Raw genomic sequence first — 26,074 nt, forward strand, 5'->3', positions numbered from 1 at the left:
CAAATTCAAGGGAGAATTGTATGTTTAGCCGATCAAACCGAAACGACATTGAGGACGATGCTCAGGATATCCATAACGATGTCAGGAAATTAGCGGATACGCTGGAAAGCGTTTTGAAATCCTGGGGTTCAGATGCGAAGGGCGAAGCGGACGACGCCAGACGGAAGGCGCGGTCGCTACTGCGTGAAACCCGTGCGCGCCTTAATGGATGCTCCACCAGCAAACAGTCTGCCTGCGATGCCATAAACTGTGCGAACACCTTTATTCGCGAGAGACCCATGTGTGCGGTAGGTACTGTCGCCGCCGTCGGGATCTTCATCGGTGCGCTGCTCGCCCTGCGTAAGTAACGCCCAACGCCGTACTGTGTTCTTCTACCCCAATGCCCTGCGGTGTTGGGGTTTTTCATTTTTATAAGCCATACCTCCCCTTCCCGTAACAGTTGTTACCGGCAGCAAGCACGCTTGAATTTCCCATATCTTGTGTGGTTGAAAGTTTAGATAACTACATCTAGTATTCCTTTTAGCAAGACAGACTCCTGTGACGCGTTCAATCGCGTTGGACTCCCATTTTAAATGGAAATACGAATCATGCGTATTATTATTTACACTCGCGACAACTGTGTGCAGTGCCATGCCACCAAACGCGCCATGGAGAGCCGGGGCGTGAGCTTCGAACTGGTGAATGTGGATCAGGTTGCCGACGCGGCAGAGAGGCTTAAAGCCCAGGGGTTCCGCCAGTTGCCGGTGGTGGTCGCCGGGGAGATGAGCTGGTCGGGGTTCCGTCCGGACCTGATTAACCGGCTGCCGCAGGCTGCGCAGGCCGCCCGGGCATGAGCCTGCTCGTCTACTTCTCCAGCAGCTCGGAGAACACGCACCGCTTTATCGTGCGCCTCGGGCTGCCCGCCGTGCGGATCCCGCTGAACGAACGGGAGCGCATCCAGGTGGACGAGCCTTTTATTCTGGTGGTGCCCAGCTACGGCGGCGGCGGAACCGCCGGGGCGGTACCGCGCCAGGCGATCCGCTTTCTTAACGATCCCCATAACCGGGGGCTTATCCGCGGGGTGATCGCCGCCGGCAACCGTAATTTCGGCGAGGCCTTCTGCCGCGCCGGGGATGTCATCTCACAAAAGTGCGGCGTGCCGTACCTCTATCGCTTTGAGCTGATGGGGACCCAGCAGGACGTCGACAACGTGCGTAAAGGAGTAAACGAATTTTGGCAACGACAACCGCAGAACGCGTGATACAGGGATCGCAGGATTTCCATGCCCTGAACGCCATGCTGAACCTGTACGATGAAGACGGGAAGATCCAGTTCAGCAAAGATCGTGAGGCGGTGGACGCCTTTTTTAATGCCCATGTCCGCCCCAACAGCATGACCTTTGCCAGCCCGCAGGCGCGTCTGGACTACCTGCTCAGGGAGGGTTACTACGACCCACGGGTGCTGGCGCGCTATGAGAGCAGCGTTGTGCTGGCGCTCTTTGCCCATGCCCATGCCAGCGGTTTTCGTTTCCAGACCTTCCTCGGCGCCTGGAAGTTTTACACCAGCTATACGCTGAAAACCTTCGACGGAAAGCGTTATCTGGAGAGCTTTGAGGATCGGGTGGTGATGGTCGCCCTTACCCTGGCCCAGGGAGATGAAACGCTGGCCCGCCAGCTGACGGACGAGATCCTTTCCGGGCGTTTTCAGCCCGCCACGCCGACCTTCCTCAACGGCGGCAAGGCGCAGCGCGGGGAGCTGGTCTCCTGTTTCCTGCTGCGCATTGAAGACAACATGGAGTCGATTGGCCGGGCGGTCAATTCGGCACTACAACTTTCCAAACGCGGCGGCGGCGTGGCCTTTTTACTTTCGAACCTGCGGGAAGCGGGGGCGCCCATCAAGCGCATCGAGAACCAGTCCTCCGGGGTGATCCCGGTGATGAAGATGCTGGAGGATGCCTTCTCCTACGCCAACCAGCTTGGCGCGCGCCAGGGGGCCGGAGCGGTCTATCTTCATGCCCATCACCCGGACATCATGCGTTTTCTTGATACCAAACGCGAAAATGCCGACGAAAAAATTCGCATCAAAACCCTCTCCCTGGGGGTGGTGATCCCGGATGTCACCTTCCGGCTGGCAAAAGAGAATGCCGATATGGCGCTCTTCTCCCCCTACGACGTGGAACGCATCTACGGTAAGCCGTTTGGCGATGTGGCGGTGAGCGAGCTGTATGACGAGATGGTGGCGGATACGCGGATCCGCAAAAAAACCCTCAATGCCCGGGAGTTCTTCCAGCGGCTGGCCGAGATCCAGTTTGAATCCGGCTATCCCTACATCATGTACGAGGACACGGTCAACCGCGCCAGCCCCATTGCCGGGCGCATCAATATGAGCAACCTCTGCTCGGAGATTTTGCAGGTTAACAGCCCTTCAACCTATGACGAGAATCTGGACTACGCCCGTATCGGGCACGATATCTCCTGCAATCTGGGCTCGCTGAATATAGCCCATACCATGGACTCGCCGGACTTTGGCCGCACCGTTGAAACCGCGGTGCGCGGCCTGTCGGCAGTGTCGGAGATGAGCCACATCCGCAGCGTGCCGTCGGTGGAGGCCGGGAATGCCGCCTCGCACGCCATTGGGCTGGGGCAGATGAATCTGCACGGCTATCTGGCGCGGGAGGGTATTGCCTACGGCAGCCCGGAGGGGCTGGATTTCACCAACCTCTACTTCTACACCATCACCTGGCACGCGCTGAACACCTCTATGATGCTGGCCCGTGAAAAAGGGCAGCGATTCGCCGGTTTTGCGCAGTCGCGTTACGCCAGCGGAGAGTACTTTAACCTGTACCTCAGCGGCGACTGGCAGCCGAAAACGGAAAAAGTGCGGGCGCTCTTTGCCCGCGCCGGGGTCCGCCTGCCGACGCGGGCGATGTGGCAACAGTTGCGCGACGACGTGATGCGCTACGGCATCTACAACCAGAATCTGCAGGCGGTACCGCCCACCGGGTCGATCTCGTACATCAACCATGCCACCTCAAGCATTCACCCGATTGTGTCGAAAATCGAGATCCGCAAAGAGGGGAAAACCGGGCGCGTCTACTACCCTGCCCCGTTTATGACGAATGAGAATCTGGACCTCTATCAGGATGCTTATGAAATCGGCCCGGAAAAAATTATCGATACCTACGCCGAGGCGACAAAACATGTCGATCAGGGGCTGTCGCTGACGCTCTTCTTCCCGGACACCGCCACCACCCGCGACATCAACAAAGCGCAGATCTATGCGTGGAAGAAAGGGATCAAGACCCTGTACTACATTCGCCTGCGCCAGCTTGCGCTGGAAGGCACCGAAACAGAAGGCTGCGTGTCCTGCGCGCTGTAAGGAGAGAGCATGAAACTGTCCCGGGTTCACGCCATTAACTGGAACAAGATTGAAGATGACAAAGATCTGGAGGTATGGAACCGCCTGACCAGCAACTTCTGGCTACCGGAAAAGGTGCCGCTGTCGAACGACGTTCCGACGTGGCAGACCTTAAGCCACGAAGAGCAGCAGGTCACTATCCACGTCTTTACCGGCCTGACGCTGCTCGACACGGTACAGAACACGGTGGGCGCACCGTCGCTGATTGACGATGCGCTGACCCCGCACGAAGAGGCGGTGATGTCGAATATCAGCTTTATGGAGGCGGTGCATGCCCGCTCCTACAGCTCGATCTTCTCGACGCTTTGTCAGACCAAAGATGTGGATGCCGCGTACCGTTGGAGCGAAGAGAGCGTTGCGTTGCAGCATAAAGCCCAGCGGGTACTGGAACATTACCGCGCCGACGAACCGCTGAAGAAGAAGATCGCCAGCGTCTTTCTGGAGTCGTTTCTCTTCTACTCCGGTTTCTGGCTGCCGATGTACTGGTCGAGCCGGGGTAAGCTCACCAATACTGCGGATCTGATTCGGCTGATCATCCGGGATGAGGCCGTACATGGGTATTATATTGGCTATAAGTATCAGAAAGGGCTGGAGAAAGTTAGCGAGGCCGAACGCGAGGCGTTGAAGGGCTTTGCGCTGGATCTCCTGATGGATCTGTATGATAACGAGCTGAACTATACCGACGAGCTCTATGCCGGAACGGGCTGGGAGGAGGATGTGAAAGCGTTCCTCTGCTACAACGCCAACAAAGCGCTGATGAACCTCGGCTACGAGGCGCTCTTCCCGCCGGAAATGGCGGAGGTCAACCCGGCGATCCTCGCCGCGCTCTCGCCGAATGGTGACGAAAACCATGATTTTTTCTCCGGGTCGGGATCGTCCTATGTCATGGGAAAAACGGTGGAGACAGAAGACCAGGACTGGGATTTTTAAGTAAAATAAATCGGTTTTCAATGCGAAATATATCACTTAATGTCTGACAAATATCTCTTCGTGATCTACGCTGTAATTCTCCGGTCATATTCGCCTGAATCACATCGATTCAGGCGAAATTTCCCATCCGCACGGTAAAAATCTCAAAAAAATTCATTTCCCGCTCAGCCCTTATCTCATGGGAAATTGAGCGATATTACCTGCGTGCAAACCACGGCAAAATTCATGCCACAAGCGCCGCAAGGGTTGTCTCAGATTCTGAGTATGTTAGGGTATGGCCTGCTTATTATTTCACTGGTAACGCTATCGATTTAAATAAATAACGGGACATTCTTTATTGCATGGCAATTAAATTAGAAGTTAAAAACCTCTACAAAGTATTTGGCGAGTACCCGCAGAGGGCTTTCAAATATATTGAAAAAGGTCTCTCAAAAGAACAAATTCTGGAAAAAACCGGGCTATCGCTTGGCGTTAAAGACGCCAGTCTGGCCATTGAAGAAGGCGAGATATTTGTCATCATGGGATTATCCGGCTCGGGTAAATCCACTATGGTTCGCCTTCTCAATCGCCTGATTGAACCCACCCGCGGGCAGGTGCTGATTGACGGCGTCGATATCGCCAAAATATCAGACGCCGAGCTTCGCGAGGTGCGCAGAAAAAAGATCGCGATGGTGTTTCAGTCATTCGCCCTGATGCCGCATATGACGGTGTTAAATAACACTGCCTTCGGCATGGAATTAGCCGGCGTACCGGCCAATGAGCGCCAGGAAAAAGCGCTGGATGCGCTGCGTCAGGTGGGGCTGGAAAATTACGCCCACGCATATCCGGATGAACTTTCCGGCGGGATGCGCCAGCGCGTAGGATTAGCCCGCGCATTAGCGATCAACCCCGATATATTATTAATGGACGAAGCCTTCTCGGCCCTCGATCCATTAATTCGCACCGAGATGCAGGACGAACTGGTAAAACTGCAATCCCGGCATCAGCGCACCATTGTCTTTATTTCCCATGACCTCGATGAAGCCATGCGAATTGGCGATCGTATTGCCATTATGCAAAACGGCGAAGTGGTTCAGGTGGGTACTCCGGACGAAATTCTCAATAATCCGGCAAATGATTATGTCCGCACCTTCTTCCGCGGCGTGGATATTAGCCAGGTGTTTAGCGCCAAAGATATTGCCCGCCGCACGCCAAACGGCATTATCCGTAAAACGCCAGGGTTCGGCCCGCGCTCGGCACTGAAGCTGCTGCAGGATGAGGACCGGGAATACGGTTATCTGGTTGAACGCGGCAATAAATTTGTCGGCGTGGTCTCCATCGACTCCCTGAAAACCGCCCTCGGCGAAGGTCAGGGGATCGATGCGGCGTTAATCGACGCGCCACTTGCTGTGGACGCCGAAACGCCGCTCAGCGAGTTGCTCTCTCACGTTGGCCAGGCGCCCTGTGCGGTGCCGGTGGTTGGAGAGGAACAACAGTACGTCGGCATCATTTCAAAACGCATGCTGCTGCAGGCTTTAGATCGCGAGGGGGCAAACAATGGCTGATCAATCTAACCCGTGGGGTACTACAGAGGCGGCGGACAGCGCGGCGCAATCCGCTGACGCGTGGGGTTCTTCTACGCCAGCACCCACCGACGGCGGTGGCGCTGACTGGCTGACCAGCGCCCCTGCGCCTGCGCCAGAACATTTCAATATTATGGACCCGTTCCATAAGACCCTGATCCCGCTCGACAGCTGGGTGACGGAGGGGATCGACTGGGTAGTGACCCACTTCCGCCCGGTCTTCCAGGGGATCCGCGTCCCGGTGGACTACATCCTCAACGGCTTCCAGCAGCTGATGCTGGGGATGCCGGCTCCGGTCGCCATCGTGCTCTTCTCGCTGATCGCCTGGCAGTTTGGCAGCGCGGGGATGGGGATCGCCACGTTGATCTCGCTGATCGCCATTGGCGCCATTGGCGCGTGGTCCCAGGCGATGATCACCCTGGCGCTGGTACTGACCGCCCTGCTCTTCTGCGTGGTGATCGGCCTGCCGATGGGGATCTGGCTGGCGCGCAGCCCGCGGGCAGCGAAAATTATTCGCCCACTGCTGGATGCGATGCAGACCACCCCGGCGTTTGTCTACCTGGTGCCTATCGTGATGCTGTTCGGCATCGGCAACGTGCCGGGCGTGGTGGTGACCATTATCTTCGCCCTGCCGCCGATTGTGCGTCTGACCATTCTGGGCATCAATCAGGTGCCGGCGGATCTGATCGAAGCCTCGCGCTCGTTTGGCGCCAGCCCGCGTCAGATGCTGTTTAAAGTCCAGCTGCCGCTGGCGATGCCCACCATTATGGCGGGTGTGAACCAGACCCTGATGCTGGCCCTGTCGATGGTGGTGATCGCCTCGATGATCGCCGTGGGCGGTCTGGGCCAGATGGTGCTGCGCGGGATTGGTCGTCTCGATATGGGGCTGGCCACCGTCGGTGGCGTCGGGATCGTGATCCTCGCCATTATCCTTGACCGCCTGACCCAGGCTGTCGGTCGTGATGCACGCAGTCGCGGCAACCGTCGCTGGTATAACACCGGCCCTGTCGGGTTGCTTACCCGCCCATTCACAACGTCTAAATAAGGAACAACGATGCGACATAGCGTACTTTTTGCCACAGCGTTTGCCACCCTTGCCTCCAGCAGCGCATTCGCTGCCGACCTGCCGGGCACCGGTATTACCGTGCAACCGGTCCAGAGCACCATCTCCGAAGAGTCATTCCAGACCGGGCTGGTCAGCCGCGCGCTGGAGAAGCTGGGCTATACGGTCAATAAACCCAGCGAAGTGGATTACAACGTCGGCTATACCTCTATTGCCTCGGGGGATGCCACCTTTACTGCCGTCAACTGGCAGCCGCTGCATGACGACATGTACACCGCCGCGGGCGGCGACAAAAAGTTCTACCGTGAAGGGACCTTTGTCTCCGGTGCGGCTCAGGGTTACCTGATCGACAAGAAAACCGCCGATCAGTACCACATCACCAATATTGAGCAGCTGAAAGATCCGAAGATTGCGAAGCTGTTCGATACCAACGGGGACGGCAAAGCCGACATGATGGGCTGCTCGCCGGGCTGGGGCTGTGAGGCGGTGATTAACCATCAGAACAAAGCCTTCGACCTGGCAAAAACGGTGGAGGTGAGTCACGGCAACTACTCTGCGATGATGGCGGACACTATTGCCCGCTTTAAAGAGGGTAAACCGGTCATCTATTACACCTGGACGCCATACTGGGTAAGCGACGTGCTGAAGCCGGGTAAAGATGTGGTCTGGCTGCAGGTGCCGTTCTCCTCTCTGCCGGGCGAGCAGAAGGATATCGACACCAAACTGCCTAACGGCATGAACTACGGCTTCCCGGTGAATACCATGCACATTGTGGCCAACAAAGCCTGGGCTGAGAAAAACCCGGCAGCGGCGAAGCTCTTCTCGGTCATGAAGCTGCCGCTGGCGGACATCAACGCGCAGAACGCGATGATGCATGCCGGCAAGTCATCGGAGGCCGATGTACAGGGCCATATCGATGGCTGGATCAAAGCCCACCAGCAGCAGTTTGATGCATGGGTAAATGAAGCCCTGGCGGCACAGAAGTAACGCTACTCTGCTCCTCTCTCCCGAAGAGGGGAGCAGACCGCACGATCCATCACTCAACAACTCCCCGCCTCCTCTCTTCATCCGTTATTATGGTTTACGAAAAAATAATCACTTAACTAATGATTTCGAAACCAAATGACAAAAACACCTCAGGGGCTTAGCCCCGCACTTATTCTGCTGATGTCAGTGGCAACCGGTCTGGCGGTCGCCAGCAACTACTATGCGCAACCCCTGCTGGAAACCATCGCCCGCAACTTCTCGCTCTCGGCAAGCTCAGCCGGTTTTATCGTTACCGCCGCCCAGCTGGGATACGCTGTGGGTCTGCTGTTCCTCGTCCCGTTGGGGGATATGTTTGAACGCCGGGCGATGATTGTCTCCATGACGCTGCTGGCCGCGGGCGGGATGTTGATCACCGCCTCCAGCCAGTCGCTGAGCATGATGATCCTCGGCACCGCCCTGACCGGTCTCTTCTCGGTGGTGGCGCAGATTCTGGTGCCCCTCGCCGCCACCCTCGCCTCGCCGGATAAGCGCGGTAAGGTGGTCGGCACCATTATGAGCGGCCTGCTGCTGGGGATTTTACTGGCGCGTACCGTTGCGGGCTTACTGGCGGGTATCGGCGGCTGGCGCACCGTCTACTGGGTCGCCTCGGTGCTGATGGTGGTGATGGCGCTGGCGCTGTGGCGCGGCCTGCCGAAGGTGAAGTCAGAAACCCATCTCAACTATCCGCAGCTGCTGGGCTCCGTCTTTAGCCTGTTCATAAAGGATAAACTGCTGCGTACCCGGGCGTTGCTCGGCTGTTTCACCTTCGCTAACTTCAGTATTCTCTGGACCTCGATGGCCTTCCTGCTGGCCTCTCCGCCGTTTAACTATTCCGAAGGGGTGATCGGTCTGTTTGGTCTGGCCGGGGCTGCCGGTGCGCTGGGGGCGCGTCCTGCGGGTGGCCTGGCGGACAAGGGTAAATCGCACCTCACCACCACCGCCGGTCTGGTGATGCTGCTGCTCTCCTGGGCAGCAATCTGGTACGGACATGTCTCGGTGCTGGCGCTGATTATCGGCATCCTGGTGCTCGACCTGACCGTGCAGGGGGTGCATATCACCAACCAGACCGTGATTTACCGCGTCAAGCCGGATGCCCGTAACCGCCTGACGGCCGGGTATATGACCAGCTACTTTATCGGCGGTGCGGCCGGGTCGCTCATTTCGGCCTCGGCGTGGCAGCATGCCGGCTGGACGGGCGTGTGTGCGGTCGGGTCGGTGATGGCGCTGCTTAACCTGCTGGTCTGGTGGCGCGGTTATCACCGTCAGGAGGCTATTCAATAAGGTTTACATAAGTTTGGGGCTCTCAGGGTGTTAAGGAGCCCCTCAGTCTGTTAAGGTACGCAATCATTTATACCGAAAATTTTTATGTGGGTAATATATTAGAATACCGCATGAATAGCTTACGCCTGATGACTCATCCCCGTTTTGCCAGCGCCACCCCCTCTTTTCTGTGCTTACCGGGTCACGGATCAACCCGGCTCTTGATGACAGTGAAATTCGCCTTGTGGATTTTATCCGCACAAATAATTCATTTACATTATTTGTCACTGTCGTTACTATATCGGCTGTAATTAATGAGGTTATGCCCAAATGGATAGTTCGTTTACGCCCATTGAACAAATGCTTAAATTTCGCGCCAGTCGCTATGCAGATTTCCCATATCAGGAGATCCTGTTAACGCGTCTCTGCATGCACATGCAGGGTAAGCTGCTGGAAAATCGCAATAAAATGCTGAAAGCTCAAGGGATTAACGAGACGTTATTTATGGCGTTGATTACGCTGGAGTCTCAGGAAAATCACAGCATTCAGCCTTCCGAACTGAGTTGCGCGCTGGGTTCGTCCCGTACCAATGCGACCCGTATTGCCGATGAGCTTGAAAAACGTGGCTGGATTGAGCGCCGCGAAAGTGACAACGACCGCCGTTGTCTGCACCTGCAACTGACCGAGAAAGGTCACGAATTCCTGCGCGAGGTGCTCCCACCTCAGCACAACTGCCTGCATCAACTCTGGTCGTCTTTAAGTAACGCAGAGAAAGATCAGCTCGAGCATATCACCCGTAAGCTGCTCACCCGTCTGGACCAGATGGATGAAGATGGCGCTGTTCTTGAGGCGCTGCGCTAACGCGACGACACGCTCCAAAATCCAGATTAATAAGAAAACCGTCAGGCCAGCATCTCATCGTGCTGGCCTTTCTGATAACAGGTCGGCTCAGCCGATGTGAAATAATAAGATCGTGGAGAACAACATGAGCGCAAATGCGGAGAACACAACCCCGCAGCAACCGGTCAACAAGAAAGGCAAACGCAAGCGCGCCCTTCTGCTGCTGACCTTGCTCTTTATTATCATTGCCGTGGCATATGGGATCTATTGGTTTTTAGTACTGCGTCATAGTGAAGAGACGGATGACGCGTATGTGGCAGGGAACCAGGTTCAGATTATGGCGCAGGTGTCGGGCAGCGTGACGAAAGTCTGGGCTGACAATACCGACTTTGTGCAAAAAGGTGATGTGCTGGTAACGCTCGATCCGACCGATGCCCAGCAGGCGTTTGAAAAAGCGCAGACTGAGCTGGCCTCGAGCGTACGTCAGACCCGCCAGCTGATGATCAACAGCAAACAGCTGCAGGCCAATATTGACGTGCAGAAAACCGCCCTCGCCCAGGCCCAGAGCGACCTCAATCGTCGCGTCCCGCTGGGTTCGGCCAACCTGATTGGCCGCGAAGAGCTGCAACACGCCCGTGACGCGGTCGCCAGCGCGCAGGCCCAGCTGGATGTGGCACTTCAGCAATATAACGCTAATCAGGCGATCGTGCTGAATACCACGCTCGACCAACAACCGGCGGTAAAACAGGCGGCGACCGAAGTCCGTAACGCCTGGCTGGCGCTGCAGCGTACTAAAATCGTCAGCCCGATGACCGGCTACGTTTCCCGTCGTTCCGTGCAGCCTGGCGCGCAGATCACCTCCTCCACCCCGCTGATGGCGGTGGTGCCGGCAACCAACCTGTGGATTGACGCCAACTTCAAAGAGACCCAGCTGGCGCATATGCGTATCGGCCAGACCGCCACGGTCGTCAGCGACATCTACGGCGACGACGTAAAGTACACCGGCAAAGTGGTGGGGCTGGATATGGGGACCGGCAGCGCCTTCTCGCTGCTGCCTGCGCAGAACGCCACCGGGAACTGGATCAAAGTGGTTCAGCGTCTGCCGGTGCGTATCGAGCTGGATGAGAAACAGCTGGCGGACCATCCGCTGCGTATTGGCCTCTCCACGCTGGTGACGGTGGACACCTCCAACCGTGACGGCCAGATGCTGGCAAACCAGGCACGTTCGAACCCGGCCTACGAAAGTAATGCCCGTGAGATCAGCCTTGAGCCGGTGAATAAACTGATCGATGAGATCGTGAAGGCAAACGCCGGTTAATCCGAAGGTGAGCGTTATGCAGCAGCAAAAACCGCAAAAACCGTTGGAAGGGGCGCAGCTGGTCATCATGACCATTGCGCTTTCGCTGGCGACATTCATGCAGGTGCTGGACTCCACCATCGCGAACGTGGCGATCCCGACCATCGCCGGGAACCTTGGCTCATCCCTGAGCCAGGGGACATGGGTGATCACCTCGTTCGGGGTGGCGAATGCGATCTCCATCCCGATTACCGGCTGGCTGGCGAAGCGCGTCGGGGAAGTGAAACTGTTCCTCTGGTCAACGATCGCTTTCGTGCTGGCCTCCTGGGCGTGTGGCGTCTCCACCAGCCTGAACATGCTCATCTTCTTCCGCGTGATCCAGGGGATTGTGGCCGGACCGTTGATCCCGCTGTCGCAAAGTCTGCTCCTGAACAACTACCCGCCTGCCAAGCGCTCTATTGCGCTGGCGCTGTGGTCGATGACGGTGATTGTCGCCCCGATCTGCGGCCCGATTCTGGGCGGTTATATCAGCGATAACTATCACTGGGGCTGGATCTTCTTTATCAACGTGCCGATTGGCGCCCTGGTGGTACTGCTGACCCTGCAGTCGCTGCGTGGCCGCGAAACCCGCACTGAACAGCGGCGGATTGATGGCGTGGGGTTGGCGCTACTGGTGCTGGGCATCGGTAGCCTGCAGATCATGCTCGACCGCGGGAAAGAGCTGGACTGGTTCGCCTCGCAGGAGATCATCGTTCTGACTGTTGTGGCGGTGGTGGCGCTCAGCTTCCTGATTGTCTGGGAGCTGACGGACGATAACCCGATAGTCGATTTGTCGCTATTTAAATCACGCAACTTCACCATAGGGTGTTTGTGTATCAGCCTTGCCTACATGCTTTACTTCGGCGCCATTGTTCTGCTGCCGCAGCTGTTGCAGGAGGTATACGGGTATACCGCCACCTGGGCAGGGCTGGCGTCGGCGCCGGTCGGGGTGATCCCGGTCCTGCTGTCGCCGATCATCGGCCGCTTCGCCCATAAGCTGGATATGCGACGCCTGGTGACCTTCAGCTTCATCATGTATGCGGTGTGCTTCTACTGGCGCGCCTATACCTTTGAACCGGGCATGGACTTTGGCGCCTCCGCGTGGCCGCAGTTCATCCAGGGGTTTGCAGTGGCCTGCTTCTTTATGCCACTGACCACCATCACCCTCTCCGGTCTGCCGCCGGAAAGGATGGCGGCGGCATCCAGCCTGTCGAACTTTATGCGTACGCTGGCGGGCTCTATCGGGACCTCGATGACCACCACCATGTGGACTAACCGCGAGTCGCTGCACCATGCGCAGCTGACTGAATCGGTGAACGTGTTCAATCCGCAGGCGCAGGAAGTCTACAGCCAGCTGCAGGGGATGGGCATGTCTGAGCAGCAGGCTTCCGGATGGATAGCGCAGCAGATCACCGCCCAGGGGCTAATCATCTCGGCCAACGAGATCTTCTGGCTATCGGCTGGGGTGTTTATTGTGCTGCTGGGGCTGATCTGGTTCGCCAAACCGCCGTTTGGCGCGGGCGGCGGAGGCGGTGGCGCGCACTAATCATCTGAAAAGAAAAACGGATCTGCATGCAGATCCGTTTTTTTATGGGCGCGATAGAACTTACTTAATGCCGATAATTTTAATCGTAATGATCGAGACCGTGCCTGGTGGCACAAAGCCGGGTACGCCCTCTTCACCGTAGGCCTGTTTCGCCGGGATATGGATTTTTGCCTCCCCGCCCAGACCCAGTTTTTTCACTACCGTCTGGAACAGCGGCGGTAAATCCTTAACCCGGCTGGCGCGCACCTCTTTACTGGACATCACTTTACCGGTACCCAGCACCTCATCAATCTCGGCAATGATCTCGTTCTGGGCCGTAATCAGCGGCGCCTCACCTTGCTGAATCACCCGATAGATAGCTCCTTCCGGCAGTCGTTTAGCGCCTTTCTCATTCGCCGCCTTAGTCATGATCGCTTTGCTCTGCTTTTCGTTTTCACTTTGCATTGCGACAAACTGCTTTTTCTGTACCTGATCCAGCGCGACCAGCTCCTTCGACAGCGCTGCTGGCGTCATCTGGAGCTTATTGTTCACCTTGTCGTTAAAGCCCTGCATAAAGGCGTTAAGATCGAGCTTTTTGTTCAGCCCGTGCAGCTTGCTCTTTTCACGCCCTGCCGCATCGCCATACCAGGTGCCGATAGCGTAGCTGGTCAGCGTATCTTTTGCCGCCGTCTTATCGATCTTCATCCGCTGCGGCTCCTTAGTCGCTTTTGCGGATGCTGCCTGACTCTCCTTCAGCTTCTGGTTTTCGGCCGTCAACGTTGCCAGGGAGGCGCTTTGCGTTTTCTGCTGCTCCTCAAGCGAGGCTTTTTGCGTCTGTAGCTGGGCCAGCTGCTTTTTCAGCTCCTCGGTCTCTTTTCCGGCAGCAGCCAGTTGAGTGACCAGCGCACCGCTTTTATCTTTCTCGCTGCCAACGTTATTTTTCTGAAGAGCCAACAGGGACTCCTGTGAAGCGATAACTTTTTTAGCATCCTCAAGCTGGTTCTGCGCAATCTCAGATTTTAACTTCTCGCTTTTAAGCACTTTTTCCTGCTCGGCCAGCCGGGTCTCCAGAGTGGCTTTTTGCTGGTTCAGCGACGACAGCTGGGCTTTTAAGGCATCCGCCTCTTTTACCGCGCCGGTGCTCTTATCGCTGCTGGTTTTAAGGGTCGCAAGCTGCGCCTCCACCGCTTTCTTCTGCGCCTGCAGATCGGCCAGTTCTTTGGACAATGCCACGTTTTTCTCGCGGATCGCTTTCAGGGCAGCCAGCTCCGTCTCCAGCCCCTTTTTCTGCGTTTGCAGTTCGGTCAGCTCTTTCGCCAGCGCGGCACTTTTCTCATTGACCGCTTTCAGCGCCGTCAGCTGAGTATCCAGCGTCTTTTTCTGCGCCTGCAGATCGGTCAGCTCTTTGGTAAGGGTCGCATTTTTCGCACTGGCTTCTTTCAGAGAAGCAAGTTGGGTATCCAGCGCTTTCTTTTGCGTCTGCAGATCGGACAGCTCTTTGCTGAGAGTGTCATTTTTGGTACTGACCTCTTTCAGGGAGGCCAGCTGGGTTTCCAGCGTCTTCTTCTGCGCCTGCAGATCGCTCAGCTATTTAAGCAGCTTCTCTTTGTCGCTTCCGGCGCTGCTCTTCTGCACAGCCAGCAGCGACTCCTGCGAGGCAATCACCTTTTTGGCATCTTCGAGCTGGTTCTGCGCAATTTCAGACTTTGTCTTTTCGCTGCTGAACGCTTTTTCCTGTTCGGCGAGCCGGGTCTCCAGAGTCGCTTTTTGCAGATTCAGCGACGACAGCTGGGCTTTTAGAGCCTCAAGCTCTTTTGCCACCCCGGCGCTTTTCTCGCTGCTGGTTTTGAGGGTGGCAAGCTGGGCATCCAGCGCCTTCTTCTGCGCCTGTAGGTCGGTCAACTCTTTCGTCAGCGCGACGCTCTTTTCCTCGGCCGCTTTCAGTGAAGCGAGCTGCGTTTCCAGCGCCTTCTTCTGCGCCTGCAGATCGGTCAACTCTTTCGCCAGCGTGGCGCTCTTCTCATCGGCCGCTTTCAGTGAAGCCAGCTGGGTTTCCAGCGCCTTCTTCTGCGCCTCCAGGTCGCTCAGCTCTTTAAGCAGCTTCTCTTTGTCGCTTCCGGCGCTGCTCTTCTGCACAGCCAGCAGCGACTCCTGCGAGGCAATCACCTTTTTGGCATCTTCGAGCTGATTCTGCGCAATCTCAGACTTTGTCTTTTCGCCGCTGAACGCTTTTTCCTGTTCGGCGAGCCGGGTCTCCAGAGTCGCTTTTTGCAGATTCAGCGACGAGAGCTGGGCTTTTAAAGCATCGAGCTCTTTTGTCACGCCAGTGGTCTGGATGCTGTTGGTCTTAAGGGCACTCAGCTGCGCATCAAGCGCGTCCTTCTGCGCCTGTAGATCGTTCAGCGCTTTCGTCAGAGCGGCGCGTTGCGCGTTGGCTTTATTGAGCTGCTCCACCAGTTCTGCATTTTTTTGTTGATCGACGCCAGCAGGCTTCGGCAGCATCGCGATCAGGCTCTCAATGGCAAGCTTTTGCGCGCTGCCTTCCGATTGTGCTGTCAGCCGGGAGAGCTTCTGCTCTTTTTCCGCGACACGATCCCTTTCATGAGCAACCGCCTGTTCCAGCAGCGCCTTTTCGCTTTCCACCGCACTTAGCTGTTTATCTAATTGGGTGATGGTGGTATTGGCCTGACGAAGTGCCTCGGTGAGGCGGGAAAGTTTGGCCTGATCGGCCGCGACGGCCTTGTCGTTTTTAACAGACGCGGCACGGGTCGCCGGACGGGCAGGTTTTACCTGCTGCGGCGCTGTATCCAGGGGAGTAGTGGTGGTCTCTGAGGAGATAAAAGGATTGGTTGAATTATTGCCGATAATTTTTTCGTTATTTAAACGTTCCAATAGTTCCGTTCCGGCTGAAAATGCTTTTCCACCCGATAATAACAATCCGCAGTACAGTGCTGCGCTAAAATATTTATTCATAACTTGTTCATTTCATTGGCACGGTTCATCATATTGGTATAAACCGTATTACGAATCCTTACGCATACCAGCGACAGTTTTTTATTAATTTCGGTGAGCATAACTTCGGAAGCGTTATCATCAACCAGAGATTTATTCGATTCGTAAATTTTATAGTTTTTATTAATATTCTCAAATTGCTTACGGTAGGTCTCGTAGGCCGCCGGGTCGAGCTTTTGCAGCGCAGAAAACTCCTGATAGCACTGCACCTCCTGCTTACGTTCGGCAGGGGCTTTGGCTATAGGCGTAGTCACCGGTTTAGAACTGCAGGCAGACAGCAGAATAGCGGAAAAAAGAATCGCGGAGCCAGCAAAATAAACTTTCATAAATCCCTCTTAATTATATTCTATTCCATGAAATATTAACGCATCAATAATTACAGTGAATGAGCGTTAAGGTTTCATCCATAGATATAATATATATAAATAACTATCATGCGTTAGCTGCAATAATAAAGAGAAAGAGAGGATTGCACAACGAGTGACAGGCTTTTAGGAATTTATTAATAGAGTAATATTACCCGGCATACTCCTTGCGAAGAGCCGGGTAATTTGCTAGATGTGCAGTTCCTGCAACTTCTCTTTTGGCAGCGCCAGTTCGTCATTGCTGTTGACGCGAACGTCACGCTCAAGGATGTGGCGGGCAATATCCTGGGCTTCTTCCAGAGAGTGCATCTGATATGTACCGCACTGGTAAACGTTGAGCTCCGGGATCTGGTTCTGCTCTTTAACTTTCAGCACATCTTCCATCGCCGCTTTCCACGCATCTGCGACGCGGGTCTCTTCCGGCACCCCAATCAGGCTCATGTAGAACCCGGTACGGCAACCCATAGGCGAGATATCGATGATCTCAACGCCGTTACCGTTCAGGTGATCGCGCATGAAGCCGGCAAACAGGTGCTCCAGGGTGTGAATGCCTTTTTCCGGCATCACTTCTTTATTCGGTACGCAGAAACGCAGGTCGAATACCGTGATCGTATCGCCGTGCGGGGTATGCATGGTCTTCGCAACGCGTACAGCAGGTGCTTCCATACGGGTATGGTCGACAGTAAAGCTATCTAATAACGGCATACGTCACCTCCGATAGTGATTTTTTTTTAAAAAAAATGAACTCTTCTTTTCAACGCGCGTCTGAGTATATGAAAGACGCGCATTTGTTATCATCATCCCTGTTCTTCAGAGATGTTATTTTGGCCACAGCGATGTGGCCTTTTTCTTTTCTGTCAGGTCTGTTTCGCCAGAAACTCAGCAAACGACTCTGTATCCGCCGCCTCAATCTCACGCTGACGCACCGTTGACGCTTCGCGTTCAGCAGCGAACTCAGCTTCGGTAAGCACCTCCAGCGGTTCCTGCAGCAGCATATCGCGATACTCCGCCGCAAGTGCACGACCGGTCCCGCCGATGCCCCGATCAATCATAGAACGCAGAATGCGTGCCGAGAACGTTAGCTCAGGATTATCAAAACTTTCGACCAGCTGATCGCAAACCAGCTGATACGCATCGCCACCATAAACGCTGTCCAGTGTCTGGGCGACGCGTTTGAGATCGCGGAACAGATCTTTACCCACCTGTTGCAGCGGGAACTGTGCCGTCTGGCAACCTATGCCCAGCGTCAGGCCAGGTTTACGCCCTTCAAGGATCACCCGGTTCCAGTTCGTGCGGGTGCAGAGCAGTTCGTCAGCACTCATTTCCGGCGCATCGGCCAGCACGCACCAGACCATAAACAGATCCAGGAAGCGTACCTGCTGCTCGTCCACGCCGATAGGCGAGAACGGGTTAATATCCAGGGAGCGCACTTCGATGTACTCAATCCCACCGCGCTGTAACGCATCCGATGGTGTTTCTCCGCTGCGCGTGACGCGTTTCGGACGGATAGGCGCGTACAGTTCGTTTTCAATCTGTAAAACGTTACTGTTGATTTGCAGGCGCTTACCGTCTTTCTCAAGACCGATCTCTTCGTAGGTTTCCGACGGGGTTTTGATCGCCCGCTTCAATCCTGCCACATACTCGTGCAGATCGTTAAACGTAATACCGAGATTGCTTTGCGACTTATTGGTATAACCCAGGTCGCTGAGACGCAGGGAGGTGGCATATGGCAGGTAGTACATACCGCAGTCGGTTTTCTCAAACGGCAGCGTGGTCGGTTTGCCCTGCAGGAAAGAGGAGCAAATCGCCGGAGAAGCCCCAAACAGATACGGGATGACCCAGCCGAAGCGATAGTAGTTACGAATCAGGCGGAAATAGCCTGCGGAGATCGCCTCTTTATCTGTTTCGCCGCACTTCGCCTGCCAGAATGCCATCGGCAAGGAGAAGTTATAGTGCACGCCAGAGATCGTCTGCATCAGCGCGCCATAGCGATTTTTTAATCCTTCGCGATAGAGCGTTTTCAGACGACCGATATTGGACGTGCCGTACTGCGCCAGTTCAATATCCTGCCCCTGCGCGATATAGCACGGCATACTCAGCGGCCACATCCGCTCATCACCCAGATTACGGGCGCTGTAGCGGTGAATGTCACGCATGATTTTCAGCATGTGGTCAATTTCGCCGTCGACCGGCGTAATAAACTCAAGCAGTGCTTCGGCGAAATCAGTAGTGATCCATTTATGGGTCAGCGCCGAACCCAACGCCTGTGGATGGCCTGTCGTTGCGAGACTGCCATCTGCGTTAACGCGCAGCGTTTCGCGCTCAAGACCGCGCTGAATACCCTTCAGTGCCTGAGGGTGGTTTTCCAGCCAGGCCAGTGCCTGTGATACGTCCGGGATCAATTCGACCTCCCGCCTGTCAAAATCATTTCATTTAGCATAATTGTAATGGTTTCTGGTCACAAACAGTCCAATTAGTGCCACCACGTCATGCCCTGCAAAGTTGCAACCGCTACAAGAATGTAGCGCAATGCCTTGCCAAGGCATAAAAAAAAGAGCACAGGCCCCCAGGAGATGCGCATCCATCCCGCCAGCAGGCACAGTAAATCACCGATTACCGGCATCCAGCTTAGTAAAAGCGTGGCAGCGCCATAGCGTTTTAGCCAGCCGACTGCCTTTTCCTGCCAGCGCGATTTTTTGCGTAGCGGAAAGAATCGCCCAAGAATAACGTTAGTCAGCCCTCCAAGGCTATTACCCATTGTTGCTATTAACACGAGTAACCACGGCTGACTGACACCGGACAAGAGCATCGCCACCAGTACCACCTCGGAATTTCCGGGCAGGATCGTGGCGCTTAAAAAACTGCTGGCGAATAATGAGGCGAGTGACAGTGTGTCACTCACAGTAAGCGAACATCCACCGCGGCCATACCGGCATCACGCGCTGCCTGAATACCGAAATCGGCATCTTCAAACACCACGCACTTCGCGGGTGGTACGCCCATCAGCTCTGCACAAAGCAGAAAGGTGTCAGGTGCAGGCTTGTGGTTTTTAACGTGATCGGCCGCGACCACGGCAGAGAAATAGTGGCGCAGGTTAAGGTGGTTGAGCAGTGCTTCAGCGATAGCGCTTTCACTGCCCGTACCGACGGACATGGGACGTCGCCCGTGCCACGCCTTCACTACGTCGATTAAGGGCATAGGACGCACAGTGTCCAGCAGCATGGCTTTTACTGCATCGGTTTTTTCACGCGCGAGCAGGTGCGGGTCGAGATCGGCCTGATTCAGTTCAATCACGGCCTGCGCAATACGCCAGGTTGGAGATCCGTTGAGGGCTATCATCGCCTGTAAGTCGAAACGCATACCATAACGACCCAGGACTTCAGTCCATGCCTGGCGATGCGTTGGCTCAGTGTCGAGGATGGTGCCATCCATATCGAAAATCAAACCGTCATACTGTGCGTACATCGTGCTCTCGCGAAAGGATTACAAAGCGTTACTTTATCGTAAACAAGGGGTTTTGTCGCTGACAGAGAAGATGATTGCTGACGAAACGTCGAAGGAATAAACAATGAGGGAGAAGATGGTGCATCCGGGAGGATTACTCGGCGTTGCCTCGCCCTCCGGGTCGTTGCTGAAGCAACGTTATCCTCCCTGATGCTGACGATTGATTCGCAGACCATGAAACAACAGCCTGGCTGTTATCTCTGAGAAGATGGTGCATCCGGGAGGATTCGAACCTCCGACCGCTCGGTTCGTAGCCGAGTACTCTATCCAGCTGAGCTACGGATGCATCGGGATTTACTACTGTACTACTCGATACCACATATCATTTCGAAATCGACATGCAATAAAAGATGGTGCATCCGGGAGGATTACTCGGCTGCGCCTCACCCTTCGGGCCGTTGCTGAAGCAACGTTATCCTCCCTGGTACTGGCGATTAACTCGCAGACCTTGAAACAACAGCTTCGCTGTTATCTCGGAGAATATGGTGCATCCGGGAGGATTCGAACCTCCGACCGCTCGGTTCGTAGCCGAGTACTCTATCCAGCTGAGCTACGGATGCATCGGGATACTGCTTTGAGATGTAGTAAATGGTGCATCCGGGAGGATTACTCGGCTGCGCCTCACCCTTCGGGCCGTTGCTGAAGCAACGTTATCCTCCCTGGTGCTGGCGATTAACTCGCAGACCTTGAAACAACAGCTTCGCTGTTATCTCGGAGAATATGGTGCATCCGGGAGGATTCGAACCTCCGACCGCTCGGTTCGTAGCCGAGTACTCTATCCAGCTGAGCTACGGATGCATCGGGATTTACTACTGTACTGCTCGATATTCATATCACTTCTAAAGCAATATGAAGTAATAGATGGTGCATCCGGGAGGATTCGAACCTCCGACCGCTCGGTTCGTAGCCGAGTACTCTATCCAGCTGAGCTACGGATGCAAAATGGCGGTGAGGCGGGGATTCGAACCCCGGATGCAGCTTTTGACCGCATACTCCCTTAGCAGGGGAGCGCCTTCAGCCTCTCGGCCACCTCACCACACAACGCCTCTTTCGAGTGCTCCGAGTAACTCGCTAAGAGCTTCTCGTCGCTGCGTGGCGCATATATTACTTTCTGGGACTTATAAGTCAAACAATTTTCCACAAGCTTTTATCGTTTGCACAATTCACAGGCAATTCGGACGTAAAACCTGCAAAGAGAGTGTTTTATAAACGTATTTTGCCCCTCTTTCTACACTCTTCTGCATGGAGAACGGTAGATTTTGGCGAAGTAAAAGAGATGAGAGTGGTCAAAAACAGAGCGAACGAAACAGAACGGTAACTTTAAGGAAGGAGAATGTCAGGAGGGGTGCGTCTCGCCAGAGAGCGAGACGCGATAATATCAGTAACTTGACTGCTGGGATTTTTCAGCCTGGATACGCTGGTAGATCTCTTCACGATGAACAGAGACTTCTTTAGGGGCGTTTACACCAATACGTACCTGGTTACCCTTTACCCCTAAAACTGTCACGGTGACCTCATCCCCAATCATGAGGGTCTCACCAACTCGACGAGTCAGAATCAGCATTCTTTGCTCCTTGAAAGATTAAAAGAGTCGGGTCTCTTGTATCCCGGCATTATCCATCATATAACGCCAAAAAGTAAGCGATGACAAACACGTAATGTGTAGGTAGTCACGGCATCACAATCTGTTAAACGTAAGTTTAGCCGATATACACAAACTCAACCTGACTTTATCATTATGGATAGCGTAGAGCGCAGTACGCCATAACGGTGTCGTTATGGCGTCTGATTACGCTTTGTAATTATTACAGTTTCGAATTTACCCAGCTTTCTACACTGGCCAGTGCTGCCGGGAGGGCCTCAGCGTCCGTACCACCGGCTTGCGCCATGTCAGGACGACCACCGCCTTTACCGCCCACTTGCTGAGCGACCATACCAATCAGCTCCCCTGCTTTCACACGGTCGATCACGTCCTTAGATACGCCCGCAATCAGAGAAACCTTACCTTCCGCTACCGTTGCCAGAACGATAACCGTTGAACCGAGCTGGTTCTTCAGATCGTCGACCATGGTACGAAGCATTTTCGGCTCAACGCCCGTCAGCTCGCTGACCAGCAGTTTAACGCCTTTAATTTCAACCGCTTTGCTGGAGAGGTTTGCGCTCTCCGCAACCGCAGCCTGCTCTTTCAGCTGCTGGAGTTCTTTTTCCAGTTGGCGGGTACGTTCCATCACGCTGCGCACTTTCTCGCCCAGGTTCTGGCTGTCGCCCTTCAGCAGCTGCGCGATGTCGTGCAGCTGATCGCTCTCAGCATGCAGGCTGGCAATCGCGCCTTCACCGGTGACCGCTTCGATACGACGAACGCCTGCCGCGGTACCGGATTCGGACACGATGCGGAACAGACCGATGTCGCCCGTACGGCTGGCGTGCGTACCACCACACAGCTCGGTGGAGAAGTCACCCATGCTCAGCACACGTACACGGTCGTCATACTTCTCGCCGAACAGGGCCATTGCGCCTTTGTTCTTCGCCGCCTCGAGGTCCATGATGTTGGTTTCGATCGGCAGGTTACGACGGATCTGAGCGTTAACCAGATCTTCCACCGCGCGGATTTCTGCCGGTTTCATCGCTTCAAAATGGGAGAAGTCGAAACGCAGCACTTTGTCATTTACCAGGGAGCCTTTCTGGGCAACGTGCGTACCCAGAACCTGGCGCAGCGCGGCGTGCATCAGGTGCGTCGCGGAGTGGTTCAGACGAATACGTGCGCGGCGCGCTTCGTCAACGATAGCCTGAACGCCCTCGCCCACTTTCAGTTCGCCGGATGCCAGCGTCCCCTGGTGGCCGATTGCCTGACCATATTTCTGCGTGTCGCTGACGGCAAAGCTGAAACCATTGCCTTTCAGTTCGCCTTTATCACCCACCTGGCCGCCTGATTCCGCGTAGAACGGCGTCTTGTCCAGAACCACAACGGCAGTCTGGCCCGCGCTGATGCTCTCCACGGCTTTGCCGTCAACAAACAGGGCTGTTACTGTGCCGTTGGTTTCCAGATGTTCGTAACCTTCAAATTCGCTGCTGCCATCAACGCGGATCATGGCGTTGTAATCGGCGCCGAACCCGCTGGATTCACGCGCACGACGGCGCTGCTCTTCCATTGCCGCTTCGAAGCCCGCTTCGTCAACTTTAATGTTGCGCTCGCGGCAAACATCAGCCGTCAGGTCAACCGGGAAACCATAGGTGTCGTACAGACGGAAGGCGGTTTCACCATCCAGAGTGTCGCCTTTCAGCTTCGACAGCTCGTCGTCCAGCAGGGTCAGGCCACGTTCCAGCGTACGGGCAAACTGCTCTTCTTCGGTTTTCAGAACCTGCTCAACCTGCGCCTGCTGACGTTTCAGCTCTTCGCCCGCTGCGCCCATAACGCCAATCAGCGGCCCCACCAGCTTATAGAAGAAGGTATCTTTCGCGTCCAGCATGTTGCCGTGGCGGATCGCGCGGCGAATGATACGGCGCAGCACGTAGCCGCGGTTTTCATTCGATGGGATCACGCCGTCAGCAATCAGGAATGCACAGGAGCGGATGTGGTCGGCAATCACGCGCAGGGATTTGTTGCTCAGGTCGGTCGCGCCAGTCACGTCGGCAACGGACTTAATCAGAGTGCTGAACAGATCGATGTCGTAGTTGGAGTTAACGTGCTGCAGTACTGCGGCAATACGCTCCAGACCCATACCGGTATCTACGGATGGCTTCGGCAGTGGCTCCATGGTGCCGTCGATCTGACGGTTGAACTGCATGAAGACGATGTTCCAGATCTCGATGTAACGGTCGCCGTCTTCTTCTGCGCTGCCAGGAGGGCCGCCCCAGATGTGGTCGCCGTGATCGTAGAAGATTTCGGTGCAAGGACCGCACGGACCGGTATCGCCCATCTGCCAGAAGTTGTCAGACGCGTACGGGGCGCCTTTGTTATCGCCGATGCGAATAATACGTTCGCGCGGGATACCCACCTCTTTTTCCCAGATTTCATAGGCTTCATCGTCGGTTTCGTAGACGGTAACCCACAGGCGCTCTTTCGGCAGGTTGAACCAGTTTTCACCGGTCAGCAGTTCCCATGCGTACTGGATAGCGTCATGTTTGAAATAGTCGCCAAAGCTGAAGTTACCCAGCATCTCGAAGAAGGTGTGGTGACGTGCGGTATAACCGACGTTTTCCAGATCGTTATGTTTACCACCCGCACGTACACAACGCTGTGAGGTGGTCGCGCGGGAATAATTACGCTTGTCGAGACCAAGGAAGACATCCTTGAACTGGTTCATCCCGGCGTTGGTAAAAAGTAAAGTTGGATCGTTGTTCGGTACCAGGGAGCTGCTGGCAACAACCTGATGTCCCTTACTATGGAAAAAATCGAGAAACGCCTGTCGGATCTCAGCGGTGCTCTTGCTCATAATTATCCTGAAATCAAGCTAACGAAATGTCACAGCGGGTCACTACGCAACCGTTGTTGGACGGACCAGCTACTGTAAAAAGTGGGAATAAGATAAGTTTTCTTTGGAGGGAAGTAAAATCCCGCATGCGTTCAATCGGTAAAATTACGCCAGATATCCTGTATATCCTCCATCAGGAAACCGCGGTAGAGCAAAAAGCGCTGGATTTTGACTTTTTCTGAAAATTCACGCGGCAGCGGTTCGCCGTATTTTCGCACCGCCTGTTCCCGCGCCAGTTCGCACCAGTCAATCTCGCATTCACGCATCGCGCGTTCTGTGATTTCCCGTGGGATACCTTTCTGATTAAGCTCCTGGCGGATACGCGCCGGGCCATAACCTTTACGGCTGCGGCTGGCGATAAAGCGAGAGACGAAGCGGCTATCGTCCAGATAGTTATGCTCGTAACACCAGGCAATAACGCGGTCATAATCTTCCGCGGTCGCGTCGATTTGTTCCGGGCCGTTTTTGCTCATGACCGGCGCCATGAGTTTGCGGCGCAGCTCCTGTTCGCTATGGTCGCGCACGCTCAGTATGCGTACCGCGCGATCAAGCAGACGGTTCCAGGCGGGGCGTCGGGGGGATGATTCACTCATAAAGCACCTGCTGAAAAACAAATGCAAAAAAGGGCCGCAATCGCAGCCCTTTTATTACATCAAGTGATTAGAAATCTTCGTTGGTTTCTTCTACGTCTGCGTCATCCGCAGTGAAGTCTGGCTTAGCATCCTGATTGTTGAGAAGCAGATCGCGTACCTTCTTCTCAATCTCTTTCGCTGCTGCCGGGTTCTCTTTCAGCCAGGAGATAGCATTCGCTTTACCCTGACCAATCTTGTCGCCGTTGTAGCTGTACCAGGCGCCCGCTTTCTCAATCAGCTTCTCTTTCACGCCGAGGTCAACCAGTTCGCCGTAGAAGTTGATGCCTTCGCCGTAGAGGATCTGGAATTCAGCCTGTTTGAACGGTGCAGCGATTTTGTTCTTAACCACTTTCACACGCGTTTCGCTACCCACCACGTTCTCACCGTCTTTAACGGCACCGATACGGCGGATATCCAGACGCACGGAGGCGTAGAATTTCAGCGCGTTACCACCGGTGGTGGTTTCCGGGTTACCGAACATCACACCGATCTTCATACGGATCTGATTGATGAAGATCAGCAGCGTGTTGGACTGCTTCAGGTTACCGGCCAGCTTACGCATCGCCTGGCTCATCATACGTGCCGCGAGGCCCATGTGAGAGTCACCGATTTCGCCTTCGATTTCTGCTTTTGGCGTCAGCGCCGCTACGGAGTCGACGATGATTACGTCAACTGCGCCAGAGCGCGCCAGTGCGTCACAGATTTCCAGTGCCTGCTCACCGGTATCCGGCTGCGAGCAGAGCAGGTTGTCGATATCAACACCCAGTTTACGTGCGTAAACCGGATCCAGCGCGTGCTCAGCATCGATAAAGGCACAGGTTTTGCCCTCGCGCTGTGCAGCAGCCACAACCTGTAAGGTCAGGGTGGTTTTACCGGAGGATTCTGGCCCGTAGATCTCTACGATACGACCCATAGGCAGGCCGCCAGCACCCAGTGCAATATCCAGAGAAAGCGAACCGGTGGAGATAGTTTCTACATCCATGGAACGATCTTCACCCAGGCGCATGATGGAACCTTTACCGAATTGCTTTTCGATCTGGCCCAGTGCTGCCGCCAACGCTTTCTGTTTGTTTTCGTCGATAGCCATTTTTTCCTCTCATGCCGGGTGAAACAACTGCGCTTCACCTTGGATTTCTGTTCTGTTGCAGCAA

23 protein-coding genes and 5 tRNA genes are annotated in these 26,074 nt (G+C 55.0%); 12 read left to right on the plus strand and 16 right to left on the minus strand.

What is annotated here, in order from left to right; translation table 11 throughout:
* Nucleotides 1-20 precede the first annotated feature (20 nt).
* The 12 genes from C2U54_RS22955 to emrB all read left to right on the plus strand — a co-directional run bounded on the left by C2U54_RS22955 (nucleotide 21) and on the right by emrB (nucleotide 12,959).
* Nucleotides 21-347, plus strand: coding sequence for a DUF883 family protein (locus C2U54_RS22955; protein WP_103180860.1), 327 nt, complete (start codon nucleotides 21-23; stop codon nucleotides 345-347).
* Between the two features lie 240 nt (nucleotides 348-587).
* A complete protein-coding gene (gene nrdH / locus C2U54_RS22960; RefSeq protein ID WP_180209177.1) occupies nucleotides 588-833 on the plus strand; it encodes a glutaredoxin-like protein NrdH in 246 nt (81 codons plus the stop codon).
* Entirely contained in the window at nucleotides 830-1,240 is a 411-nt protein-coding gene (gene nrdI, locus C2U54_RS22965; protein WP_103180862.1) for a class Ib ribonucleoside-diphosphate reductase assembly flavoprotein NrdI, read from the plus strand. Before nrdH ends, nrdI begins: the two co-directional genes overlap by 4 nt.
* Nucleotides 1,213-3,357: a class 1b ribonucleoside-diphosphate reductase subunit alpha gene (gene nrdE / locus C2U54_RS22970; protein WP_103180863.1), complete on the plus strand. Its 2,145-nt coding sequence runs from the start codon at nucleotides 1,213-1,215 to the stop codon at nucleotides 3,355-3,357. Before nrdI ends, nrdE begins: the two co-directional genes overlap by 28 nt.
* A 9-nt stretch (nucleotides 3,358-3,366) precedes the next feature.
* Nucleotides 3,367-4,326 (plus strand): class 1b ribonucleoside-diphosphate reductase subunit beta, encoded by a 960-nt coding sequence (nrdF, locus tag C2U54_RS22975; RefSeq protein ID WP_103180864.1) that lies wholly within the window; start codon nucleotides 3,367-3,369, stop codon nucleotides 4,324-4,326.
* Nucleotides 4,327-4,667: 341 nt separating this feature from the next.
* On the plus strand, nucleotides 4,668-5,870 hold the full coding sequence (gene proV, locus C2U54_RS22980) for a glycine betaine/L-proline ABC transporter ATP-binding protein ProV (RefSeq protein WP_103180865.1): 1,203 nt from the start codon (nucleotides 4,668-4,670) through the stop codon (nucleotides 5,868-5,870).
* Nucleotides 5,863-6,933 (plus strand): glycine betaine/L-proline ABC transporter permease ProW, encoded by a 1,071-nt coding sequence (gene proW, locus C2U54_RS22985; RefSeq protein WP_103180866.1) that lies wholly within the window; start codon nucleotides 5,863-5,865, stop codon nucleotides 6,931-6,933. Before proV ends, proW begins: the two co-directional genes overlap by 8 nt.
* Nucleotides 6,934-6,942: 9 nt before the next feature.
* On the plus strand, nucleotides 6,943-7,938 hold the full coding sequence (gene proX, locus C2U54_RS22990; protein WP_103180867.1) for a glycine betaine/L-proline ABC transporter substrate-binding protein ProX: 996 nt from the start codon (nucleotides 6,943-6,945) through the stop codon (nucleotides 7,936-7,938).
* A 135-nt stretch (nucleotides 7,939-8,073) separates the two neighbouring features.
* The gene (locus C2U54_RS22995; protein WP_103180868.1) at nucleotides 8,074-9,258 is read left to right on the plus strand and encodes an MFS transporter; all 1,185 of its coding nucleotides are present in this window, start codon (nucleotides 8,074-8,076) and stop codon (nucleotides 9,256-9,258) included.
* Nucleotides 9,259-9,567: 309 nt separating this feature from the next.
* Nucleotides 9,568-10,098, plus strand: coding sequence for a transcriptional repressor MprA (gene mprA / locus C2U54_RS23005; protein ID WP_039029994.1), 531 nt, complete (start codon nucleotides 9,568-9,570; stop codon nucleotides 10,096-10,098).
* Between the two features lie 124 nt (nucleotides 10,099-10,222).
* The gene (gene emrA, locus C2U54_RS23010) at nucleotides 10,223-11,395 is read left to right on the plus strand and encodes a multidrug efflux MFS transporter periplasmic adaptor subunit EmrA (RefSeq protein ID WP_103180870.1); all 1,173 of its coding nucleotides are present in this window, start codon (nucleotides 10,223-10,225) and stop codon (nucleotides 11,393-11,395) included.
* 16 nt (nucleotides 11,396-11,411) lie between these two features.
* Nucleotides 11,412-12,959: a multidrug efflux MFS transporter permease subunit EmrB gene (emrB, locus tag C2U54_RS23015; RefSeq protein WP_103180871.1), complete on the plus strand. Its 1,548-nt coding sequence runs from the start codon at nucleotides 11,412-11,414 to the stop codon at nucleotides 12,957-12,959.
* Nucleotides 12,960-13,019: 60 nt separating this feature from the next.
* On the opposite strand, the gene C2U54_RS23020 is transcribed toward emrB, so the two are convergent.
* The 16 genes from C2U54_RS23020 to recA all read right to left on the minus strand — a co-directional run bounded on the left by C2U54_RS23020 (nucleotide 13,020) and on the right by recA (nucleotide 26,010).
* Nucleotides 13,020-14,171, minus strand: coding sequence for an FKBP-type peptidyl-prolyl cis-trans isomerase N-terminal domain-containing protein (locus C2U54_RS23020; RefSeq protein WP_139156367.1), 1,152 nt, complete (start codon nucleotides 14,169-14,171; stop codon nucleotides 13,020-13,022).
* Between the two features lie 354 nt (nucleotides 14,172-14,525).
* Nucleotides 14,526-15,830 (minus strand): hypothetical protein, encoded by a 1,305-nt coding sequence (locus C2U54_RS23025; RefSeq protein ID WP_103180873.1) that lies wholly within the window; start codon nucleotides 15,828-15,830, stop codon nucleotides 14,526-14,528.
* Between the two features lie 77 nt (nucleotides 15,831-15,907).
* Nucleotides 15,908-16,276, minus strand: a complete 369-nt coding sequence (locus C2U54_RS23030; protein WP_103180874.1) for a hypothetical protein — start codon at nucleotides 16,274-16,276, stop codon at nucleotides 15,908-15,910.
* Between the two features lie 228 nt (nucleotides 16,277-16,504).
* On the minus strand, nucleotides 16,505-17,020 hold the full coding sequence (gene luxS, locus C2U54_RS23035; RefSeq protein WP_103180875.1) for an S-ribosylhomocysteine lyase: 516 nt from the start codon (nucleotides 17,018-17,020) through the stop codon (nucleotides 16,505-16,507).
* A 152-nt stretch (nucleotides 17,021-17,172) separates the two neighbouring features.
* Nucleotides 17,173-18,717, minus strand: coding sequence for a glutamate--cysteine ligase (gshA, locus tag C2U54_RS23040; protein WP_103180876.1), 1,545 nt, complete (start codon nucleotides 18,715-18,717; stop codon nucleotides 17,173-17,175).
* A gap of 71 nt (nucleotides 18,718-18,788) precedes the next feature.
* Nucleotides 18,789-19,217 (minus strand): YqaA family protein, encoded by a 429-nt coding sequence (locus tag C2U54_RS23045; RefSeq protein WP_103180877.1) that lies wholly within the window; start codon nucleotides 19,215-19,217, stop codon nucleotides 18,789-18,791.
* Complete coding sequence (gene yqaB / locus C2U54_RS23050) at nucleotides 19,214-19,780, minus strand: fructose-1-phosphate/6-phosphogluconate phosphatase (protein WP_103180878.1); 567 nt, start codon at nucleotides 19,778-19,780, stop codon at nucleotides 19,214-19,216. Before yqaB ends, C2U54_RS23045 begins: the two co-directional genes overlap by 4 nt.
* A 248-nt stretch (nucleotides 19,781-20,028) precedes the next feature.
* Nucleotides 20,029-20,105, minus strand: a tRNA-Arg gene (locus C2U54_RS23055).
* Nucleotides 20,106-20,302: 197 nt separating this feature from the next.
* Nucleotides 20,303-20,379, minus strand: a tRNA-Arg gene (locus tag C2U54_RS23060).
* Nucleotides 20,380-20,540: 161 nt separating this feature from the next.
* A tRNA-Arg gene (locus tag C2U54_RS23065) sits at nucleotides 20,541-20,617 on the minus strand.
* Nucleotides 20,618-20,681: 64 nt separating this feature from the next.
* Nucleotides 20,682-20,758: transfer RNA gene (locus C2U54_RS23070), tRNA-Arg, on the minus strand.
* A gap of 4 nt (nucleotides 20,759-20,762) precedes the next feature.
* Nucleotides 20,763-20,855: transfer RNA gene (locus C2U54_RS23075), tRNA-Ser, on the minus strand.
* Nucleotides 20,856-21,197: 342 nt separating this feature from the next.
* Nucleotides 21,198-21,383 (minus strand): carbon storage regulator CsrA, encoded by a 186-nt coding sequence (gene csrA, locus C2U54_RS23080; RefSeq protein WP_000906486.1) that lies wholly within the window; start codon nucleotides 21,381-21,383, stop codon nucleotides 21,198-21,200.
* A gap of 241 nt (nucleotides 21,384-21,624) precedes the next feature.
* The gene (gene alaS, locus C2U54_RS23085; RefSeq protein WP_103180879.1) at nucleotides 21,625-24,252 is read right to left on the minus strand and encodes an alanine--tRNA ligase; all 2,628 of its coding nucleotides are present in this window, start codon (nucleotides 24,250-24,252) and stop codon (nucleotides 21,625-21,627) included.
* 131 nt (nucleotides 24,253-24,383) lie between these two features.
* On the minus strand, nucleotides 24,384-24,884 hold the full coding sequence (recX, locus tag C2U54_RS23090; RefSeq protein ID WP_103180880.1) for a recombination regulator RecX: 501 nt from the start codon (nucleotides 24,882-24,884) through the stop codon (nucleotides 24,384-24,386).
* 67 nt (nucleotides 24,885-24,951) lie between these two features.
* Entirely contained in the window at nucleotides 24,952-26,010 is a 1,059-nt protein-coding gene (gene recA, locus C2U54_RS23095) for a recombinase RecA (RefSeq protein ID WP_103180881.1), read from the minus strand.
* Nucleotides 26,011-26,074 lie beyond the last annotated feature (64 nt).

The sequence above is a fragment of the Leclercia sp. LSNIH1 genome (genome assembly GCF_002902985.1).
Classification (GTDB): domain Bacteria; phylum Pseudomonadota; class Gammaproteobacteria; order Enterobacterales; family Enterobacteriaceae; genus Enterobacter.

Bases quoted from the DNA above. Each gene is read 5' to 3' on its own strand.
- C2U54_RS22955 (WP_103180860.1), top strand. From the start codon at position 21: ATGTTTAGCCGATCAAACCGAAACGACATTGAGGACGATGCTCAGGAT.
- nrdH (WP_180209177.1), top strand. From the start codon at position 588: ATGCGTATTATTATTTACACTCGCGACAACTGTGTGCAGTGCCATGCC.
- nrdI (WP_103180862.1), top strand. From the start codon at position 830: ATGAGCCTGCTCGTCTACTTCTCCAGCAGCTCGGAGAACACGCACCGC.
- nrdF (WP_103180864.1), top strand. From the start codon at position 3,367: ATGAAACTGTCCCGGGTTCACGCCATTAACTGGAACAAGATTGAAGAT.
- proV (WP_103180865.1), top strand. From the start codon at position 4,668: ATGGCAATTAAATTAGAAGTTAAAAACCTCTACAAAGTATTTGGCGAG.
- proW (WP_103180866.1), top strand. From the start codon at position 5,863: ATGGCTGATCAATCTAACCCGTGGGGTACTACAGAGGCGGCGGACAGC.
- proX (WP_103180867.1), top strand. From the start codon at position 6,943: ATGCGACATAGCGTACTTTTTGCCACAGCGTTTGCCACCCTTGCCTCC.
- C2U54_RS22995 (WP_103180868.1), top strand. From the start codon at position 8,074: ATGACAAAAACACCTCAGGGGCTTAGCCCCGCACTTATTCTGCTGATG.
- mprA (WP_039029994.1), top strand. From the start codon at position 9,568: ATGGATAGTTCGTTTACGCCCATTGAACAAATGCTTAAATTTCGCGCC.
- emrA (WP_103180870.1), top strand. From the start codon at position 10,223: ATGAGCGCAAATGCGGAGAACACAACCCCGCAGCAACCGGTCAACAAG.
- emrB (WP_103180871.1), top strand. From the start codon at position 11,412: ATGCAGCAGCAAAAACCGCAAAAACCGTTGGAAGGGGCGCAGCTGGTC.
- C2U54_RS23030 (WP_103180874.1), bottom strand. From the start codon at position 16,276: ATGAAAGTTTATTTTGCTGGCTCCGCGATTCTTTTTTCCGCTATTCTG.
- luxS (WP_103180875.1), bottom strand. From the start codon at position 17,020: ATGCCGTTATTAGATAGCTTTACTGTCGACCATACCCGTATGGAAGCA.
- yqaB (WP_103180878.1), bottom strand. From the start codon at position 19,780: ATGTACGCACAGTATGACGGTTTGATTTTCGATATGGATGGCACCATC.
- csrA (WP_000906486.1), bottom strand. From the start codon at position 21,383: ATGCTGATTCTGACTCGTCGAGTTGGTGAGACCCTCATGATTGGGGAT.
- alaS (WP_103180879.1), bottom strand. From the start codon at position 24,252: ATGAGCAAGAGCACCGCTGAGATCCGACAGGCGTTTCTCGATTTTTTC.
- recX (WP_103180880.1), bottom strand. From the start codon at position 24,884: ATGAGTGAATCATCCCCCCGACGCCCCGCCTGGAACCGTCTGCTTGAT.
- recA (WP_103180881.1), bottom strand. From the start codon at position 26,010: ATGGCTATCGACGAAAACAAACAGAAAGCGTTGGCGGCAGCACTGGGC.